The sequence below is a fragment of the Amycolatopsis sp. 2-15 genome (genome assembly GCF_030285625.1).
GTDB lineage: Bacteria > Actinomycetota > Actinomycetes > Mycobacteriales > Pseudonocardiaceae > Amycolatopsis > Amycolatopsis carbonis.
Window position 1 is genome coordinate 2,296,398 of sequence record NZ_CP127294.1, and the last position, 18,650, is coordinate 2,315,047.

At 71.2% G+C, this 18,650-nt stretch carries 15 protein-coding genes; 12 read left to right on the forward strand and 3 right to left on the reverse strand.

What is annotated here, in order from left to right:
- The first annotated feature begins 163 nt into the window (after positions 1-163).
- The 6 genes from QRX50_RS11195 to QRX50_RS11220 all read left to right on the forward strand — a co-directional run bounded on the left by QRX50_RS11195 (position 164) and on the right by QRX50_RS11220 (position 3,531).
- On the forward strand, positions 164-916 hold the full coding sequence (locus QRX50_RS11195; RefSeq protein ID WP_285971883.1) for a type II secretion system F family protein: 753 nt from the start codon (positions 164-166) through the stop codon (positions 914-916).
- The gene (locus QRX50_RS11200) at positions 913-1,605 is read left to right on the forward strand and encodes a type II secretion system F family protein (protein ID WP_285971884.1); all 693 of its coding nucleotides are present in this window, start codon (positions 913-915) and stop codon (positions 1,603-1,605) included. Before QRX50_RS11195 ends, QRX50_RS11200 begins: the two co-directional genes overlap by 4 nt.
- A 31-nt stretch (positions 1,606-1,636) precedes the next feature.
- Positions 1,637-1,801, forward strand: coding sequence for a DUF4244 domain-containing protein (locus QRX50_RS11205; RefSeq protein ID WP_220244842.1), 165 nt, complete (start codon positions 1,637-1,639; stop codon positions 1,799-1,801).
- Entirely contained in the window at positions 1,801-2,139 is a 339-nt protein-coding gene (locus tag QRX50_RS11210; RefSeq protein ID WP_285971885.1) for a TadE family type IV pilus minor pilin, read from the forward strand. Before QRX50_RS11205 ends, QRX50_RS11210 begins: the two co-directional genes overlap by 1 nt.
- Positions 2,136-2,489: an Rv3654c family TadE-like protein gene (locus QRX50_RS11215; protein WP_285971886.1), complete on the forward strand. Its 354-nt coding sequence runs from the start codon at positions 2,136-2,138 to the stop codon at positions 2,487-2,489. The genes QRX50_RS11210 and QRX50_RS11215 overlap by 4 nt, the downstream gene beginning before the upstream one ends.
- A gap of 421 nt (positions 2,490-2,910) precedes the next feature.
- Complete coding sequence (locus tag QRX50_RS11220) at positions 2,911-3,531, forward strand: bifunctional DNA primase/polymerase (RefSeq protein WP_285971887.1); 621 nt, start codon at positions 2,911-2,913, stop codon at positions 3,529-3,531.
- A 42-nt stretch (positions 3,532-3,573) separates the two neighbouring features.
- Here the strand turns inward: QRX50_RS11220 and QRX50_RS11225 are convergent, their stop codons facing one another.
- The gene (locus QRX50_RS11225; protein WP_353074116.1) at positions 3,574-6,933 is read right to left on the reverse strand and encodes a DEAD/DEAH box helicase; all 3,360 of its coding nucleotides are present in this window, start codon (positions 6,931-6,933) and stop codon (positions 3,574-3,576) included.
- 300 nt (positions 6,934-7,233) lie between these two features.
- Between QRX50_RS11225 and QRX50_RS11230 the strand changes: the two genes are divergently transcribed.
- Together QRX50_RS11230 and QRX50_RS11235 are read left to right on the forward strand one after the other, a co-directional pair.
- Positions 7,234-9,495, forward strand: a complete 2,262-nt coding sequence (locus tag QRX50_RS11230) for a sodium-translocating pyrophosphatase (protein WP_285971889.1) — start codon at positions 7,234-7,236, stop codon at positions 9,493-9,495.
- Positions 9,496-9,658: 163 nt separating this feature from the next.
- Positions 9,659-10,243 carry a hypothetical protein gene (locus QRX50_RS11235; RefSeq protein ID WP_285971890.1) on the forward strand — a complete coding sequence of 195 codons (585 nt, stop codon included), beginning with the start codon at positions 9,659-9,661 and terminating at the stop codon, positions 10,241-10,243.
- Here QRX50_RS11235 and QRX50_RS11240 read toward each other — a convergent pair whose 3' ends face one another.
- Positions 10,244-10,699 (reverse strand): MarR family winged helix-turn-helix transcriptional regulator, encoded by a 456-nt coding sequence (locus QRX50_RS11240; RefSeq protein ID WP_285971891.1) that lies wholly within the window; start codon positions 10,697-10,699, stop codon positions 10,244-10,246. It abuts the gene before it with no gap.
- A 52-nt stretch (positions 10,700-10,751) separates the two neighbouring features.
- Here QRX50_RS11240 and QRX50_RS11245 point away from each other — a divergent pair, with 52 nt between their 5' ends.
- Complete coding sequence (locus tag QRX50_RS11245) at positions 10,752-12,113, forward strand: MFS transporter (protein ID WP_285971892.1); 1,362 nt, start codon at positions 10,752-10,754, stop codon at positions 12,111-12,113.
- 40 nt (positions 12,114-12,153) lie between these two features.
- Entirely contained in the window at positions 12,154-12,873 is a 720-nt protein-coding gene (locus tag QRX50_RS11250) for a hypothetical protein (protein ID WP_285971893.1), read from the forward strand.
- On the opposite strand, the gene QRX50_RS11255 is transcribed toward QRX50_RS11250, so the two are convergent.
- The gene (locus QRX50_RS11255; RefSeq protein WP_285971894.1) at positions 12,870-13,694 is read right to left on the reverse strand and encodes a S1 family peptidase; all 825 of its coding nucleotides are present in this window, start codon (positions 13,692-13,694) and stop codon (positions 12,870-12,872) included. The genes QRX50_RS11250 and QRX50_RS11255 overlap by 4 nt on opposite strands.
- A 318-nt stretch (positions 13,695-14,012) precedes the next feature.
- Here QRX50_RS11255 and topA point away from each other — a divergent pair, with 318 nt between their 5' ends.
- Together topA and QRX50_RS11265 are read left to right on the forward strand one after the other, a co-directional pair.
- Complete coding sequence (gene topA / locus QRX50_RS11260; RefSeq protein WP_285971895.1) at positions 14,013-16,922, forward strand: type I DNA topoisomerase; 2,910 nt, start codon at positions 14,013-14,015, stop codon at positions 16,920-16,922.
- Between the two features lie 71 nt (positions 16,923-16,993).
- Entirely contained in the window at positions 16,994-18,133 is a 1,140-nt protein-coding gene (locus QRX50_RS11265; protein WP_285971896.1) for an MFS transporter, read from the forward strand.
- Positions 18,134-18,650 lie beyond the last annotated feature (517 nt).

The following is an 18,650-nucleotide window of genomic DNA, read 5'->3' on the forward strand; positions in this document are numbered from 1 at the left end:
TTGCAGAGGCGGCGGTCCTGTGCTGGCGCCGAGGCGGCGGCTTCAAGTGGCGATACGTGCCCCGATCCTTGATTGCCGCGGAGGTCGGGCGCTGCCGGCGTCGAGGTAGCGGCTTCGCGTGGTTGCACGCGACCCGATCCGTCGTCACCGAGGAGGCGACCGCATGATCACCGCCTGGCCTTTCCTCTGCTTCGGCACCGCCATCCTCGCCTGGCCCACCCTCCCGACCCGACTGCTCTCACCACCGCGGCGACGGCTCACCATCCCCACGCCGCCGCGGCAGGCCGTCTGGGTGCTGCCGACACTCCTCGCCCTCCCGCTGGCCGGAGTCGGAGCCGCGGTGGCGACCGCGCTGATCACCGTCGCGGCAAGGCAGGAATGGCGCAGCAGAAGGGAAACCACCGCGGCGCTCACCCGAGCCGAGCAGACTTCCGCCGCGCTGCGCACGATGGTCGCCGAGCTGCGGGCCGGGGCTCACCCGGTGCTCGCGGCCGAGGCGGCGGCCGAAGCCGTCCCCGCGCTAAGCGGCGAGCTCACCAACCTCGCCACCGCCGCAAGACTCGACGGCACGCTCGAATCCAAAGAACTCCCGGAACTCGCCGCCGCCTGGACCCTCGCCGGCCGGCACGGCCTCCCCATCGCCGACGTCCTCGATGCGACCCGCCGCGACGTCGACGCCGCCACCACCTTCGCCCGGCGGCTCCACGCCAAGATGGCCGGTCCGCGGATGAGCGCGACCGTGCTGACCGGGCTGCCCGTCCTCTGTCTCGCCATGGGGCAGGCCATCGGCGCCGAACCGCTGACCGTCCTCACCCACACCGTCCTCGGTCAGCTGTTCCTGGTCGCCGGCGCCGCACTGCTCTGGGCGGGCACCGCGTGGTCCCGAGCGCTCACCGGCCGCCGGGAGGTCCGATGACGCCGTACGTTCTCGCCGCCGTCGCGCTGCTCGTCTGGCCGAGTGGGCCGAAGCCGCGGAGCCTCGCGCCGCCAACCACAAGGCGGCCGACGCTGCCGAGCCTCCGCACGAGACACGCCCTCGGCGCGGCGGTGGCCGGAGCGTCGGTAGCCGTCGTCGCCGGACTGACGGGCGGCGTGCTGGCGGGAGCAACAGCCTGGTGGCTCCTCCACCGCTCCCGCCGACCCAAACCCCGCGACGACGTCACCGAACGCCTGAACTCCGCCGCCACCCTCGACCTCCTCGGCGCCTGCCTCCGCACGGGCTTGCCGGTGCCGACTGCTCTCGAAGCCGTCAGCGCCGCGGCACCCGAGCAGACGTCGACCGCCATGAAGGCCACCGCCAACCTCCTCGCACTCGGCGCCGGACCGGCCGAAGCCTGGGCCCAGCTCAAAACCCGGCCCGGGTTCGAGGAGCTGTCGGTCGCCGCGACCCGCACGGCCCGGTCCGGCGCCGCGCTGGCCGCGACGGCCGGAGAAGTCTCCCGCCGCCTGCGCGACGGGATCGGCGTCGAGGCCGAGGAGCGCGCGGAACGGGCCGGGGTCGCGCTCGCGCTGCCGGTGGGGCTCTGTTTCCTCCCCGCGTTCTTCGTGCTCGGCGTGCTGCCGGTGGTGCTCGGCCTGGCCGAGCGGATCGGGAGCGTGTTGTAGATGAATCCACAATGGACAGAAAGGACCGATCATGCACTTCCTCCCCGGAGACGAGGGCACCACCACGGCGGAGTACGCCATCGGCACGGTGGCCGCCGCGGCGTTCGCGCTCGCGCTGTTCGTGCTGCTCAGCGGCGATTCGATCAGCACGGCGCTGTCAGGTCTCGTGCAGCGGGCCCTGACGGTGGCGACCTGATGGCCGGCCGTCGCCGGGACGGCGGGATGGTCACGGTCGAAGCCGCCCTTTCGCTGGGCGCGCTCACGGCCGTGGTGGCTCTGCTGCTCGCCGGCCTCGCCGCGGTGCTCGGGCACATCCGGTGCCTCGACGCCGCCCGCGAAGCCGCGCGCCTGGCCGCCGCCGGACAGCCCGGTGCGGCCGAGGCCGTCGTGCAGACGATCGCGCCCCGCGGCGCGCGCCTCACCATCCGCCGGTCCGGCGACGGCATCACCGCCGAGGTCACCACCGAAACCCTCACCGGCTTTCACTTGGACGCCAGTGCTTACGCCGTCGCCGAACCCGGAGCACAGCAATGAGGGGCAACGACGAAGGCGTCGCCACCGTGTGGACGGCCATCGTGATCGCCGCGCTCGTCGGCCTCGCCGCGGCGGGGTGCTGGCTCGGCGCGGCCGTGGCGGCGAGGCATCGGGTGGAGGCCGCCGCCGACCTCGGCGCGCTGGCCGCGGCCGCGCACGCCGCCGACGGGCCCGCCCGGGCCTGCGACCGCGCTCGTGAGGTGGCCGATCACGAGGGCGCGGTCGTCACGGCTTGCAGTTGGCGCGAGCGCGACGCCCTCGTCGAGGTGCGAGCTGCAAGTCCACCCGTTCCCGGCTTGCCGCCGCCCTCGGCGCGGGCCCGGGCCGGGCCCGTTGGCCTCCCGGAGTGACGCCCGCCACCGCTCGTCCCCGAGTGGTCACGACGAGTGGCGGGCGATGTGGATCATCACCGGGGCAACCAGACGCACTGTCTCGACGAGCGGCGAACAGCCACGAGCAGCGGTAGCTGACGCACGGCGAGCGGTTAAAGCGGCTGGTCAGAGGCGCAAACGACCTGGTGCGCCTCAGTGGCTGCGAAGGGCGGCGAAAGTGTCAACCCGCGTGCTGGAGGGCCTCAGCGGGGGCTCAACGGCCGATCATCGGCTGTCCGTTATCGGCCGAGCGGTGCGGTACCGGGCGTTCATCGCCCAGTAACCACCGGTTGTCGCGCGGCTCTTCCGCGCAATGTGCAAATTGCCGTTTAGTGAGACGTGCGCCACCAACGGCCCCGACCCGGGTGGCGCGAAACCGGACCTTGAAGGCAGGAAAGCAATGTTGGACGCGAATTGGCCGGACAGCTGGCGGAGTGCCTTCCGCATCGAACTTCGTGCGGAGGCGATCGGCCTCGCTTGGCGCGGCTGGCCGGTGCTCCCGGGGGCGACCCCGGCGCCGATCACCGGTGAGGGCGACGACCTCACGTGGCGCCGGCCGGTGCCGGTGCGGGACGACTGGCGCGAGCTGGTCGGCACCCACGCCCACGAGGTCGCCACCTGGTTCTCCGCCCGCACCCACAGCCTGCTCGTGGCCACAGGCACGGTCGTCGACGCCATCGAGGTCGACGACGAGCTGGGCAAGCGCGCCGCTCGCCTGCTGCGTGCCCTCGGGCACCCGGCGCCGATCGTCGCGATGCCCAACGGCCGCTGGCTGTTCCTCACCACGCCCGCCGACCACATCCCGGCCGAGCTCGCCGAGCAGGCGTCCGTGCAGTGGCACGGTGCCGGCAGCTACATCCCGCTGCCGCCGTCGCCGTTCCAGCACGGTGTCGTGCACTGGCGCGTGAAGCCCGAGGTGTGCGGCTGGCAGCTGCCCGACCCGGCCGAGGTGCACGACGTGCTCATGCGCGCCCTCGCCGACGAGCACGCCCCGCTGCTCGTGGAGACCACCGCTGCCTGACCGGTTCGACCCCGGCAAGCAGCGTCGACAACTGAAGAGATTTCACGCACCACTGTGGCCGCACTGCTCCCCGTGCTGACGCAATGCCCCAAGCACGGTATCCAGTACGGCCACCGCCCCTGCCTTGTCCAGTGGTTCGTTGCCGTTCCCGCACTTCGGCGACTGAACGCAGGACGGGCAGCCCGTCGGGCACTCGCAGGAGACGATCGCCTCCCGCGTTGCGGCCAGCCACGGGACAATCGCGGCATAACCGCGGTCGGCAAATCCCGCACCCCCGGGATGCCCATCGTGCACGAACACCGTTGCCTCCCCGGTGTCCTCGTGCCACGCGGTAGACACCCCGCCGATGTCCCAGCGGTCGCACGTAGCGAACAGCGGTAGCAGGCCGATCGCCGCGTGCTCGGCGGCATGCAGGGCACCGGGGACGCGCGCCGGAACCAATCCGGCGCCCCCCGGTGCTCTGCCAGCACCCCCGGTCCCCACCGGCGCCTCACCCTCGGCCCCGACCCGAGCGCCCCCGGTCCCCACCAGCGCGACGGTCTCGGCCCGAGCATCAGCACCAGCCCCGCCCTCAGCACCCCCGGTCCCCGCCGACACGACGGCCGCACCCGCGGCGTCACCCAGAGCACCCCCGGTCCTCGCCGACACGACGGCCGCACCCGCGGCGTCACCCAGAGCACCCCCGGTCCTCGCCGACACGACGGCCGCACCCGCGGCGTCACCCAGAGCACCCCCGGTCCCCGCCGCCTCCACGCTCTCGGCCCCGACCCGAGCGCCCCCGGTCCCCACGGGCGCGACGGCCGCACCCGCGGCGTCACCCAGAGCACCCCCGGTCCCCGCCGCCTCCACGCTCTCGGCCCCGACCCGAGCGCCCCCGGTCCCCACGGGCGCGACGGCCGCACCCGCGGCGTCACCCAGAGCACCCCCGGTCCCCGCCGCCTCCACGCTCTCGGCCCCGACCCGAGCGCCCCCGGTCCCCACGGGCGCGACGGCCGCACCCGCGGCGTCACCCAGAGCACCCCCGGTCCCCGCCGCCTCCACGCTCTCGGCCCCGACCCGAGCGCCCCCGGTCCCCACGGGCGCGACGGCCGCACCCGCGGCGTCACCCAGAGCACCCCCGGTCCCCGCCGCCTCCACGCTCTCGGTCCCGATCCGGGCGCCTTCGGTCCCTGCCGGCACGACGGCCGCAACCGCGGTGTTGCGCAGCGCGCCCTTGGTCCCCGCCGATTCCATGCTCTCGGCCCCGACCCGCGCGCCCCCGGTCCCTGCCGGCGCGATGGTCGCAGTCGCGGCGTCGCTAGGAGCACCCTCGGTCCCGATTCGAGCGGCTCCGGTCCCCGCCGGCACGACGGCATCCGCACCCGCGGCGTCGCCCAGCGCACCGTCGGTCTCTACCGACTCCATGCTCTCGGTCCCGATCCGAGCGCCCCCGGTCCCCACCGGCGCGACGGCCCCGGCCCGCGCCGCGCCCAGGGCACCGGTCCCCACCCGATGCGACGGGCCGAGCAGATCGCTCGTCACCGTGTACCAGACGGCGCGCGTGCGCAGGCTCTGTTCCGGCAGGTCGAGCGGCGTGTGGTCCAGCACCTCACCCGACGGGCGGCGGCGCAGGTAGCCGACGACCTGCGACGTCACCGCCACCTCGCCGAGGCTCACCGTGACACCGCCGTGGGAGCACTGTTCCTGCGTGGACAGCACCGAGATGTCCACGACCTCCCTCGGCGACGTGTGCCAGTCCGGGTCCTCGGCGTGCACGAGGGCGAGGCCGGTCTCGAGGTCGAGCTCGTCGACGACGTATGACGAACCCTGGTGCAGGTACACCGCACCCGGGTGCACCGCGTAGCAAGCCGACCCCGGGTCGACGGTGCCGAGCATGCGGCCGGAATCGGCCTCCACCACGGCGATCTGGTCGCCGCCCGAGCCGCGGATGCCGACTTCCGCGTGGGGGCGCTCGCGCGCGGTCCAGTACCAGCCGCTGGACCGGCGGCGCAGCAGTTTCTCCTCCGCCAGGTCCGCGAGCACCGCGCGCGCGGCCGGACCGCCGAATGTCTCCAGCTCGGGTTCCGTCAACGGCAGCTCCGCGACAGCGCACGCGAGCTGCGGCCCGAGCACGTACGGGTTCGTCGGGTCGAGCACGGCCGTCTCCACCGGACGCTCCAGCAACGCCGCCGGGTGGTGCACGAGGTACGTGTCGAGTGGGTCGTCGCGGGCCACGAACACGACCAGCGCCTCGTCGCCCGAGCGGCCCGCGCGTCCGGCCTGCTGCCAGAACGACGCCAGCGTGCCCGGGTAGCCGGCGAGCACCACGGCGTCGAGGCCCGCGATGTCGACGCCGAGCTCCAGCGCGTTCGTGGTCGCCACCCCCAGCAACCGGCCGGAGAGCAGCGCAGCCTCCAATGCCCGACGCTCCTCAGGCAGGAAGCCAGATCGGTACGCCGCAACGGTTTCCGCCAACGCCGGGTCCACTTCGGACAGTAGTCGTCGTGCGCCCAAGGCCGTGAGCTCCGCCCCGCGCCGCGAGCGCACGAAAGCCAGCGAACGCGCGCCCTCCATCACGAGGTCCGTGAGGATCCGCGCCGTCTCCACACCCGCCGAACGTCGCACCGGTGCGCCGTTCTCACCCGTCAGCTCGTCGAGCAGCGGGGGCTCCCACAACGCGACCGTCCGGGCGCCCCGCGGCGAAGCGTCCTCGGTGACCGCCGCGCACGGCAGCCCCGTGAGCCGTGAAGCGAACTCCGCCGGTGAAGCTGTGGTCGCCGAGGCCAGCACGAACACCGGCGACGCCCCGTAGTGCGCGGCCACCCGCCGCAGTCGGCGCAGCAGCAGTGCGACGTGCGAACCGAACACCCCGCGGTAGCTGTGGCACTCGTCGACCACCACGTAGGCCAGGTTCTTGAAAAACCGGGTCCACCGCGAATGCGAGGACAGGATGCCGCGGTGGAGCATGTCCGGGTTCGTGAACACCCAGTTCGCGTGTGCGCGCACCCAGTCGCGCTCGGTCATCGGGGTGTCGCCGTCGTACGACGCCGCCCGCACCGCGGGGACGTCCAAAGAGGACACCGAACGCAGCTGGTCAGCGCCCAGCGCCTTGGTGGGCGAGAGGTACAACGCGGTCGCCGCGGAGCCCGTGGCCAGTGCGGACAGCACCGGCAGCTGGTACGCCAACGACTTCCCCGAAGCCGTGCCCGTCGACACCACCACATGGGACCCCGCGTGAGCCAGCGAAGCCGCCTCGACCTGGTGTTTCCAGGGAGTCTCCACTCCGGAACCCGCGAACGCCGACACGACCGACGGCGCGGCCCACTCCGGCCACGCCGCGAAACCGGCTGCCCGCGCGGGAAGCTCGGCCACGTGCGTGACCGGGTTCTCGCTCACCGGGAGCCCCGCCGTGACCCGGCTCAACAGCCTCCGTCCTCGCTCGACCACGTGCCGAAGCTTCGCACAAGGCACCGACAGAACCGGGGCGAGATCGATCAAGTGAGCAATCACACAAGGTCACGGAACGTACCGTGACCGGGACGCGTTGCGGGCCCGCTGAGCACTACCAATACACTCCCGCAATCCACACCCTCTGTGGCGATCGTCATGTGAGACGTGCATTGCCCGCACGGCTAGCGTGTCGCTCGGTACAGATCCCACGCCAGTGCAGGCACGCCGGGTACGACGAGTCCGCATTGGCCTACGGCGTTCCCAGGAGGACGAATGTCCCGGCAGTTCCTCGCGGAGGGCGGTCTCACGCTCTCCGGGGGTGGCTACACCATCGTCGGTGTGGTCGCCGTGGTCGCCCTTGCCGCACTCGCCATCGGTTACGTGCTGCTCAGGGAGGTGCTGGCCGCGGGCCAGGGCACCGCCAAGATGCAGGACATCGCCAAGGCGGTGCAGGAAGGTGCGGCCGCATACCTCAAGCGGCAGCGCAACACCCTCGCCATCTTCGGCGTAATCGTGTTCCTGCTGCTGTTCGCGCTCCCCGCCGACGACTGGAACGAGCGCATCGGCCGCTCGATCTTCTTCCTCGTCGGCGCGGTGTTCTCGTTCACCATCGGCTACCTAGGCATGTGGCTCGCGACGCAGGCGAACCTGCGCGTGGCGGCTGCGTCGCGCGAGGAAGGCGGGCGCGAGATCGCGATGCGTGTGGCGTTCCGCACCGGCGGCGTGGTCGGCATGATCACCGTCGGCCTCGGCCTGTTCGGTGCCGCGGTCGTGGTGCTCGTCTACACGGGCCAGGCCCCGAAGGTGTTGGAGGGCTTCGGGTTCGGCGCCGCGTTGATCGCGATGTTCATGCGTGTCGGCGGCGGCATCTTCACGAAGGCCGCCGACGTCGGCGCGGACCTCGTCGGCAAGGTCGAGCAGGGCATCCCCGAGGACGACCCGCGCAACGCCGCCACGATCGCCGACAACGTCGGTGACAACGTGGGCGACTGCGCCGGTATGGCGGCGGACCTCTTCGAGTCCTACGCGGTCATGCTCGTCGCCGCGCTGATCCTGGGCAGCTCCGCCTTCGGTTCCAGTGGCCTGATCTTCCCGCTCATCGTGCCGGCCATCGGTGTCATCACCGCCGTCATCGGCGTCTACATCACGAAGGCGCGCGCGGGCGAGGGTGGTCTCGTCACGATCAACCGCTCGTTCTACATCTCCGCGGTGATCTCCGCGGTGCTGTCGGCCGTCGCGGCGTTCGTGTACCTGCCGAGCAGCTTCTCCGACTTCGGTGCGGAGTTCGCGGGCAACAGCGGCAACCCGGCTGTCATCGCGACCGTCGCCGTGATCATCGGCATCGTGCTCGCCGCGATCATCCTGAAGCTCACGGGTTACTACACGGGCACCGAGAACAAGCCGGTGCAGGACGTCGCCAAGACGTCGGAAACCGGTGCCGCCACGGTGATCCTGTCCGGCATCTCGGTCGGTTTCGAGTCCGCCGTGTACACCGCGCTCGTGATCGGTGCCGCTGTGTTCGGCGCGTACCTGCTCGGTGGCGGCATCGCGCTGTTCGCCGTCGCGCTCGCCGGCACCGGCCTGCTGACCACCGTCGGCGTCATCGTCGCGATGGACACCTTCGGCCCCGTCTCCGACAACGCGCAGGGCATCGCCGAGATGTCGGGCGACGTCGACGAGAAGGCCGCGCAGATCCTGACCGAGCTGGACGCGGTGGGCAACACCACCAAGGCCATCACCAAGGGCATCGCGATCGCCACGGCGGTCCTCGCGGCCACGGCGCTGTTCGGGTCCTATTCGGACGCGATCACGAAGGCCGTGGGCGGGACGGGCGAGTTCGTCGCCAACATCGTGAACCCGTCGACCCTCGTCGGCGTGATCGTCGGCGCGGCTGTGGTGTTCCTGTTCTCGGGTCTGGCCGTCAACGCGGTTTCGCGTGCGGCCGGTGCGGTGGTGCAGGAAGTGCGCCGCCAGTTCCGCGAGATCGCCGGGATCATGGAGGGCACCACGCGGCCCGAGTACGGCAAGGTCGTGGACATCGTCACGCGCGACTCGCTGCGTGAGCTCGCCACGCCGGGTCTGCTCGCGGTGTTCGCCCCGATCGCCGTGGGCTTCGGCCTCGGCACGGGCGCTCTCGCCGGCTACCTGGCCGGTGCGATCGCCACCGGCACCCTGATGGCGATCTTCCTCGCCAACTCCGGTGGTGCCTGGGACAACGCCAAGAAGCTCGTCGAAGACGGCAACCACGGCGGCAAGGGCTCCGACGCGCACGAGGCCACCATCATCGGTGACACCGTGGGCGACCCGTTCAAGGACACCGCGGGCCCGGCCATCAACCCGCTGATCAAGGTGATGAACCTGGTCTCCGTGCTGATCGCGCCGGCGGTCGTCAGCCTGACGCTGGGCGGCGGCGCCGACACCACGTGGCGCATCGTGATCGCGGTCGTCGCGCTCGCGGTCATCGTCGCGGCGGTCATCGTGTCCAAGCGACGCGGCACGGTCATCGAGAACACCCCGGCGGAGGCGAAAGCCTGATCCGCCACTTCAGTTCGCATACCGTCCGGGGCCCGGCGCGCTGCTCGCGTGCCGGGCTCCGGCGTGTCGGGAATTCTTCCCGCACTCCGGTGGGTGACTTGCGAATGATTCTCGGATCGGTACGGTCGGGGCACCTGGACGTCGAAGGGCAGGAGGTGTCGCGGTGCGGCCGCGGTCGACCGTTCTAGCCGCGCTGGTCACGGCACTCGGGATCGGCCTTGCCGGCTGCGGGCAGCAGCCGCCGGTGTCGCAGACCCACAGCGGTGGGCAAGCGGACACCTCCAGCCAGGCCGATCCGGCCGCGAGATGGGCGGACGGCTACTGCTCGGCGGTCACCCACCTCGTGCGCACGCTCGCGAACCTGCCCGAGATCGACCCCAGCTCGCCCGAACAGGCCTCCCGCACGTCGAGCCGGCTCCTGTCGTCCGTCGTGGACGGCATCGACCAGACCGTCGAGGGCCTCGACCGCGTCGGCCCCCCGCCGCTGCCCGGCGACGACCAGGCCCGCGGCGACCTGCTCAAGCAGTTCTCCTCCGTCCGTTCGCGCGCCGACACCGCCCGCGAACGCCTCGACACGGCCACCGACGCCTCCACCACCAAAACCGCCCTCAGCGACGCCCGGGCCACCCTCGACGACGTCGCCGCGCTCGACGTCCTCCAGGCCCTCAACGCCACGCCGGAGCTCTCGGCCGCGGGGAAGCGGGCGCCGGACTGTCAGCAGCTTGTCGTGCCGCCGGCGCCGCGCTGACTAGTTCTCCAAGTCGAGTGCGCTCGTCACCCGAATGAGGTAGCCGGCGAAGCGTTGCCGATCTGCCGCCGACCACGTGGCGGTGAGGTCGTTGAACGTCCTGCGCTGCCATTGGTGCGAGGCGTTGAGCAGGTCGCGTCCGCTGGCCGTGAGCTCCAGTGATGCTCGACGCCGGTCCTGGCCCGAGGTGCCGCGTGTGACGTAGCCGGCTGCGGTCGCGTCGCGGACCATGCGGCTGGCGCCGGAGTGGTCGAGGCCGAGGTGGTGCGCGACGGTCGCGACGGTCACCTCGTCGGTGTGCTCGCTGCCCGTGTCGACGGCCTCGACGGCGAGGATGTGATGCACGTGGCGCATCTCGCCCGTGAGCTCGGTCGACGTGCGCAGGGTCCAGCGCCGAGACCAGTGCCTGACCAGGCGGAACAACGCGGGGCCGGCTTCGGTGAGGGGTGTCGTCACGGGTTCCATTCTACCTTGACTGTGTGCGATTCGCATGCATAACGTGTGCGATATGCATGTACTTCTCCGTGGCCGCGACGCCGCGTTCGCCGCGCTCGTGCTGGGGCGGCTGATGGCGTCGCTCGACACGAACGTGGTGGTTGCGGCGCTGCCGTCCATCGGCGCTGATTTGGGCGATCCAGGCTCGGTGGGCGGGGTGACGGCGGCGTACCTGTTGGCGGTCGCGGTCGCCACGCCGGTGCACGGCAGCCTCGGTGACCGTTGGGGACGGCGGCGCATGTTCGTCGGCTCGGTGACAGCGTTCGCCGTCGGGTCGGTGGCGTGTGCGCTGGCGCCGAACTTGGCCGCGTTGATCGGGTTTCGCGCGGTGCAGGGGCTGGGTGGGGGTGGGCTGATCGTGGCTGCCGTTGCGGCGATGGCGGAGCTATTCGACCGCGACGAGCTGGTGCGGCGGCAGGGCTGGCTGACGGCGGTGTTCGCACTGTCGTCGATCGGTGGTGCGCCGTTGGGTGGCCTGCTGGCGGCCGTCGCGGGCTGGTGGTCGATCTTCCTCATCAACCTGCCGATCTGCGTCGTGGCTTTGTTTCTGGGGGCGCGTTCTGTGCCCGGCTTCCGGCGAGTAGACCGAATCCGGTTCGACTCCGCGGGAGCGGTTCTGGTCGCGATCGCTGGAGGCTGCGTCGTCGTGCTCGGCAGCGGTGAGGCGCTGGCACGCGACGCGGTGTGGGCACCCGTGCTGGTGGTCGCCGCACTAGCCGCGACCGGGGCCTTCGTGCAGGTCGAGCGACGTACGGCTGCTCCGCTGGTCCCGCCCCGGCTGTTCGCCGATGCCGGGTTGGCGCGGGTTGTCGCGGTCACCTTCCTCACGGGTGTGGCGTTGTTCGGCAGTTTCACCTACGTGCCATTGGTCATCGGCGCCGCGCGTCCGGAAGCCACGGCCCTGCTCCTCGTGCCGATGAGTGTGGGTCAGGTGCTGGTCACGGGCGGGTTCGCGCTGCTTGCCCGCAGGTGGTCGCGGGTCTCCGCCTGGGGCCGGTTCGGGTTGGCTCTCGGCGTGGTCGGGCTTCTCGTGACCGCGGCGATCCCGCTGCTGGCGCCTGGTCCGGCGCGGTTTGCAGCCGTGGTCGTGGGGCTCGCGTCCAGCGGCGCCGCGCTCGGACTGTCGATGCAGGCCTACACGCTGCTCGCGCAGTCGTCGGCGCCAAAGGACATCCTGGGCGCCGGCTTGGCCACACTCACCTTCGCGCGCCAGATCGGCGGTTCCCTCGGCATCGCCGTCTTCAGCCTGCTCGCGCTGCCTGTGGTGTTCCTCGTGGCCGCTGCCGCGATGCTGGTGGCCGTGGTCGTCGCGCCTCGGCGTGCGCATGACCGCCTGTCGCCACGATCGCTCGATCGGCGAAAATCCGCCGCGTAACCCTCGCGTCCGATCGAACTTGTGTTCTATCATGATCCGCGTGGAGCGGACGATCTCGCTGTTCTCGGCAGAGGCGAGCGGCCCGGGGCTATCGGACCTGGCCGGCCTGCTGTGCTGCCAAGGGCAGATCACCGGCTTCGGGCGCACGGCGGCTCGGCTGTCCGTGAATGTCGACGAGCAGTGGCGCGCCCGGGTGCTGGCACGCGAGTGCCGCCGGCGTGGGGCCGATGCGCAGGTGGCGGTGCGGGAGTGCGGGCGGCCGCAGGTGCGCACGTCGTTCCGAGTCGACCTGCTTCCCCTGTCCGTGCAGTGGCTGCGCCGGGGCTGCTCGGGTCCGTCCGAAGACGATTCGGGCAAAGCGCTCCCCGACGGCTTCCGGCTGAGCGGCGCGATGCTGCGCATGTGGGCGCTGGCCGCGGGGCGGCAGGGGTCGTCGGGCTACCTGCTCGGGATGGACCCACTGGCGCCCCACCTGCACGACGACCTGCTGGCCGCGCTGGCGCCGCTGGGCGTCCACGCCCGGTTGCTGGGGCCGAAGGCCGAGGAGCCAGCCGCGCGGTTGACCGGGCGGCGCAAGCTCGACGGGCTGCTGGAGCTCATCGGCGAGGCGCCCGCGGGCGCGGAGGCCGCGTGGCCCGAGCTGCCCGAACCCCGTGAGGAAACCCGGCCCGAACGCACTGAAGGGGACTCCCGCCGCGACAGAGGCGGCGGGAGTCCCCTTCAGTATTTGCTGGGCGACGTCCTGGAGGCCGTCGGCTAAGGCTTCGGCAGTGTGCACCCGGCCCAGTTGAGGTCGATTTCGCTCGCCGCCGTCAGGCACGCGGGAATACCGAACGTCTCCTCGCCGTACTTGGTACCGGGATGCACGGTCACGTTCCCGGACCCGTCGATCTCGCACGGGTTGTCGAGCGTGCAGCGCTGGCCGTCGTCGTTCGACGTGTTGTTCACGCCGATGACCTTGCCGGTCGCGGTCTCGACGATCGGGGAGCCGGACGTGCCGCCGATGGTCTTGCACTCGGGTGTGTAGCGGATCGAGTCCTTCCAGACCCAGCCGTTCTCGTGCAGCTCGTGCACGAACCCGTCGATCGAGCAGGAGTAGATGGTCTTCCAGTAGCCCGAGACCACGTCGATGTGCGTGCCCGCGGTCGGGTGCGTCGCCACGAGCTCGAGCGGGGAGACCCGGTACTTCTGCTTGATCGCCGCGTACGTCGTGTCGAGCTGGTAGAGCGACACGTCGGTGTCGGTCATGGTCGCGTACACGACCTTTTTGGCCTTCAGCGTCCCGAGTGAACTTTTGCCGTCCGACGACAGAAGGCTGAAGGTCCGGGTGGACTGCTGACCGACGATGACCTCGCCGGGATCGGGGAAACCCGACTCCAGGCAGTGACCGTTGGAAAGTACGAGTGCGGGTGCTGTGTCGGGCGTACCGGCCGGTTTGACGACCGAGCCGGAGCAGTTGGACAGCGCCACCGTGCCGGAGAACGTGGTGGTCGCGGCGCTCACGGCGCTCGCTGCGGGGGCGGTGACCAGGGCGAACGCGGCCACTGCCGCGAGCACGCCACCGAGCAGGCGTCGGGTCATGGTGGTTCCTTTCGCCTCGACGAGGTAGTAAGTGAAGCGGTGCCAACGTCGGGTCCACCACCGTCGAACGGAGGGTATCGGCGTGATCACGAGCTACCCTGCACGGCACGTGTCCGGAATCACGTGCTAGGTGTGGAGAGGAAACATCGCCGAGGTCAAAGGCGATCCGACGGGCAGGGGCCCGGCGGCGTGTCAGGCCACCTAGCCGCTGCGCGGCCGGTGCGGGCGTGCACACTGGCAGGTCGAAGACGCGGGCGCAGCACCCCTCGTCGAGGGGTTATAAGGAGTGCCGCCGCCATCGAGGGCGATGGTGCGGGGATGACTGGAGAGCAGGGCAGCGTGGCAGGAGCACGGACCAAGAAGGACGGCACCGGGACGAACGGCGCCGCGACTCGGCGGCTGGTGATCGTCGAGTCGCCTACTAAGGCCCGCAAGATCGCCCCGTACCTCGGCGGCAACTACGTCGTCGAGTCCTCCGTCGGGCACATCCGCGACCTTCCGCGCGGTGCGGCCGACGTGCCGGCCCAGTACAAGGGCGAGTCGTGGGCGCGCCTCGGCGTGGACATCGACAACGACTTCAAGCCGCTCTACATCGTCACGCCGGACAAGAAGTCCAAGGTCACCGAGCTCAAGGGCCTCCTGAAGGACGTCGACGAGCTCTACCTCGCCACGGACCCCGACCGCGAGGGCGAAGCCATCGCGTGGCACCTGCTCGAGACGCTCAAGCCCAAGGTGCCCGTGCGCCGCATGGTGTTCCACGAGGTCACCGAGCAGGCGATCCGCGCGGCCGCCGACTCGACCCGCGAGCTCGACGTCGACCTCGTCGACGCGCAGGAGACCCGCCGCATCCTCGACCGCCTCTACGGCTACGAGGTCTCGCCGGTGCTGTGGAAGAAGGTCATGCCGAAGCTCTCGGCGGGCCGCGTGCAGTCCGTCGCGACGCGGATCGTGGTCGAGCGTGAGCGGGAGCGCATGCGCTTCACTTCGGCTTCGTACTGGGACATCTCCGCGACGATGCAGGTGAACACAGCCGCCGGCGCTTCTGAGGACACAGTTTCGCCGCAGACGTTCCCGGCGCGCCTGGTCGGCGTCGACGGCGCCCGCCTGGCCACCGGCCGCGACTTCGACTCCGACGGTCAGCTCAAGGGCACGGCCAAGGAGATCCGCGTGCTCGGCGAGGCCGAGGCGCAGGCCCTGACGCAGGCGCTGGCCGACCGCGACTTCACCGTGTCCAGCGTCGAGGAGAAGCCGTACACGCGGAAGCCCTACGCGCCCTTCATGACCTCGACGCTGCAGCAGGAAGCGGGCCGCAAGCTGCGCTTCACGTCCGAGCGCACGATGCGGATCGCGCAGAAGCTGTACGAAAACGGCTACATCACCTACATGCGTACCGACTCGACCACGCTGTCGGAGTCGGCGATCTCGGCCGCCCGCAGCCAGGCGACGCAGCTGTACGGCAAGGAGTACGTGTCGCCTTCGCCGCGGCAGTACACGCGCAAGGTGAAGAACGCGCAGGAGGCGCACGAGGCGATCCGCCCGTCGGGCGAGGTGTTCCGCACGCCGGGCCAGGTCGCGGGCGAGCTGGACTCCGACGAGTTCCGCATGTACGAGATGATCTGGCAGCGCACGATCGCGTCGCAGATGGCCGACGCGAAGGGCACCACGATGTCGGTGCGCATCATCGGCACCGCGACCTCGGGCGAGGAGTGCACCTTCGCCGCTTCGGGCCGCACGATCACCTTCGCCGGCTTCCTGAAGGCCTACGTCGAGGCAGTCGACACCGAGGCCGGCGGCGAGGCGGACGACAAGCAGAGCCGCCTGCCGGTGCTGGTGAAGGACCAGGGGCTGACCGCGTCCGACCTGTCGGCCGACGGCCACACCACCTCGCCGCCCGCGCGCTACTCCGAGCCGAGCCTCGTGAGCAAGCTCGAAGAGCTGGGCATCGGCCGCCCGTCGACGTACGCGTCGATCATCAAGACCATCCAGGACCGCGGCTACGTGTGGAAGAAGGGCTCCGCCCTGGTGCCCTCGTGGGTCGCGTTCGCCGTGATCGGCCTGATGGAGCGGCACTTCGAGCGCCTGGTGGACTACAACTTCACCGCCGGTCTCGAGGACGAGCTCGACCGCATCGCCAACGGCGACGAGCAGCGCGTGGAGTGGCTCTCGAAGTTCTACTTCGGCGGTGACTTCGGCGTGGAGGGCTCGGTCGGGCGGCTCGGCGGGCTGAAGAAGCTGGTCGACGGCAGTGTCGAGGGCATCGACGCGCGTGAGATCAACTCGATCCCGCTGTTCAACGACGCCGACGGGCACAAGGTCGTCGTGCGCGTGGGCCGATACGGGCCGTACCTCGAGCGCGAGGTCGACGGCCAGTCCCAGCGCGCCAACCTGCCCGAGGACCTGCCGCCGGACGAGCTGACGTCGGAGATCGCGGAGAAGCTGTTCGCCACGCCGCAGGAAGGCCGTCAGCTGGGCGTCGACCCGGTGAGCGGGCACGACATCGTGGCGAAGGAAGGCCGCTTCGGCCCGTACGTCACCGAGGTGCTGCCCGAGCCCGAGCCGCTGCCCGAGGGCGCGACGGCCGCGCAGAAGAAGGCCGCCAAGGCGAAGCAGCCGAAGCCGCGTACGGGCTCGCTGTTCAAGTCGATGGCCATCGACACGATGACGCTCGAAGACGCCCTGAAGCTGCTGTCGCTGCCGCGCGTGGTGGGCAAGGATCCGGAGTCGGGTGACGAGATCACCGCGCAGAACGGGCGCTACGGGCCGTACCTGAAGAAGGGCACGGACTCGCGTTCGATCCAGACCGAGGACCAGCTGTTCTCGATCACGCTGGAAGAGGCGCTGAAGATCTATTCGGAGCCGAAGCAGCGCGGCCGGTCGGCCACGGCCAAGCCGCCGCTCAAGGAGCTCGGTGACGACCCCGTGTCGGGCAAGCCGATGGTGGTCAAGGACGGGCGCTTCGGCCCGTACGTCACCGACGGTGAATACAACGCGACGCTGCGGAAGTCCGACAGCATCGAGGAGCTGACGGCCGAGCGCGGCGCGGAGCTGCTCGCGGAGAAGCGGGCGAAGGGCCCGGCCCCCAAGCGTCGCACCACCACGACGCGCAAGGCGCCGGCGAAGTCCACGGCGGCGAAGTCGGCTTCGGCCACGAAGTCGGCCGCCGCGGCGAAGACGACGACGGCCAAGAAGGCGCCCGCCAAGAAGGCGAGCACCGCGAAGGCCAAGTAGCAGGCGGAGTTTCCGTCGGGGCCACCCGAGACTTTCGGGTGGCCCCTTCTTCGCGTCTGGGGGCGTTTTCGATGCAGGAGACGCTGCGTGCGCGGGCAGCCGTCTCGGTGGTGTTCGCGGTGTGCGGGGCGGCGTTCGCCACGTGGGCCGCGCGGATCCCGGCGGCGCAGGCCCACGCGGGGCTGAGCGCCGGGCAGCTGGCGATCGGCCTGTTCGGCCTCGCGGCGGGGTCCGTGGTGGCGCTGGTGGCGGCCGGCCCGATGCTCACGAAGATCGGCAGCCGGCGAGGTGTCGTGATCGGTGCCACGGTGCTGTGCGCGGGCCTGCCGCTGGCCGCGCTGGCGTCGAACCTGGTTGCGTTCGTGGGTGCGCTCGTGGTGCTCGGGGTGGGCAACAGCCTGCTCGACGTGTCGATGAACGCCCACGCCGCGCGCGTCGAGGAGGCATACGGGCGGCCGATCTTCGCGGGGTTCCACGCGTTCTGGAACATCGGCGGGCTGCTGGGTTCCGGCGTCGGCGCGCTGCTGGAGCACGTGCCGATCGGGGTGCACTTCACCGTGACGGGCGTGGTGCTGCTGGTGATCACGCTGGCGGCGTCGACGCGCTTCCTGCCGGGCGCCGACCGCGGCCAGGGCGACGCGGCGTTCGCGCTGCCGGGCAAGGCGCTGATCCCGCTGGGAGTGATCGCCTTCTGCGGCTTCGTGGCCGAGGGGACGGTGAACGACTGGAGCGCGGTTTACTTGCGGGACGTCACGGTCGCGTCGGCTGCGTTGGCGTCGCTGGGGTACTTCGCGTTCTCGATCACGATGATCGCGGTGCGGGTGGTGGCCGACCGGCTGGTGGCGCGGTTCGGCGTGGTGCCCTTCATGCGGGTGGCGACCTTGGTGACGGTGGTCGGGTTCGTGCTGGTGGTGGCCGTGCCGGTGCCGGGTTTCGCGGTGGCCGGGTTCGCCGTGGTGGGGCTCGGGGTGTCCGGCATGGTGCCGCTGGCGTGGAGCGCGGCCGGCCGCAAGCAGACTGCTGCGCCGGGGCGCGCGATCGCGGCCGTGGCGGCCTGCGGCTACTTCGGTTTCCTCGTCGGCCCGGTCCTCATCGGCGCCCTGGCCGGCGGCATCGGGCTGCACTGGGCGCTCGGCGTGGTGGGCGCGCTGGTGGTGTCGGTGTACTTCCTGGCGCCGACCATGCGGGCGGCCCCGGTTCCGGCCCGCTGACCGACCGTTCGGCGCACAGTGGCGGCGAGTCGAACAAAAGTTCGAAAAATTGTCGGTGCCAGGGTGTTCAATGCAGAGGTGAGTTCAGCGACCGCAGTCTTCGACGTCATCGACGAAGTCATCGCGCCGCTCCGGGCCGAGGTACCGGAGCGGCCGTCGGTGATGGAGTTCTACGACCCGCAGTTCACGGTGCCGCCGGTGCTGGAGGGGGTGGGTGGTTCTGGTTCCGGTGGTTCGGGGCCGCCTGGCTGGGGGCCAGGTGACTCGGGCTACCGGGATCTGGGGGACGCGGAGGGCTCGGGGCGTGCTCGCTCGGATCCTGAGGACGGCTCGGGCGCTCGGGATGTCTCGGATCGTTCGGGCGAGGCCGGGGTGCGGGGTGACTCGGGAGCTTCCGGGGGTGCGTCGGGCTCTTCGGACTCGTCGGCGTCTTCGGGCTTGTCGGGCTCTTCTGGGTCTTCGGGGGCTTCTGGGTCTTCGGAGGAGCTGAGCCTGGCCGACCAGGTGCGGCAGTCGT

Coding starts and splice junctions, on each gene's coding strand:
- QRX50_RS11195 (WP_285971883.1), top strand. CDS start 164: ATGATCACCGCCTGGCCTTTCCTCTGCTTCGGCACCGCCATCCTCGCC.
- QRX50_RS11200 (WP_285971884.1), top strand. CDS start 913: ATGACGCCGTACGTTCTCGCCGCCGTCGCGCTGCTCGTCTGGCCGAGT.
- QRX50_RS11205 (WP_220244842.1), top strand. CDS start 1,637: ATGCACTTCCTCCCCGGAGACGAGGGCACCACCACGGCGGAGTACGCC.
- QRX50_RS11210 (WP_285971885.1), top strand. CDS start 1,801: ATGGCCGGCCGTCGCCGGGACGGCGGGATGGTCACGGTCGAAGCCGCC.
- QRX50_RS11215 (WP_285971886.1), top strand. CDS start 2,136: ATGAGGGGCAACGACGAAGGCGTCGCCACCGTGTGGACGGCCATCGTG.
- QRX50_RS11220 (WP_285971887.1), top strand. CDS start 2,911: ATGTTGGACGCGAATTGGCCGGACAGCTGGCGGAGTGCCTTCCGCATC.
- QRX50_RS11230 (WP_285971889.1), top strand. CDS start 7,234: ATGTCCCGGCAGTTCCTCGCGGAGGGCGGTCTCACGCTCTCCGGGGGT.
- QRX50_RS11245 (WP_285971892.1), top strand. CDS start 10,752: ATGCATGTACTTCTCCGTGGCCGCGACGCCGCGTTCGCCGCGCTCGTG.
- QRX50_RS11255 (WP_285971894.1), bottom strand. CDS start 13,694: ATGACCCGACGCCTGCTCGGTGGCGTGCTCGCGGCAGTGGCCGCGTTC.
- topA (WP_285971895.1), top strand. CDS start 14,013: ATGACTGGAGAGCAGGGCAGCGTGGCAGGAGCACGGACCAAGAAGGAC.
- QRX50_RS11265 (WP_285971896.1), top strand. CDS start 16,994: ATGCAGGAGACGCTGCGTGCGCGGGCAGCCGTCTCGGTGGTGTTCGCG.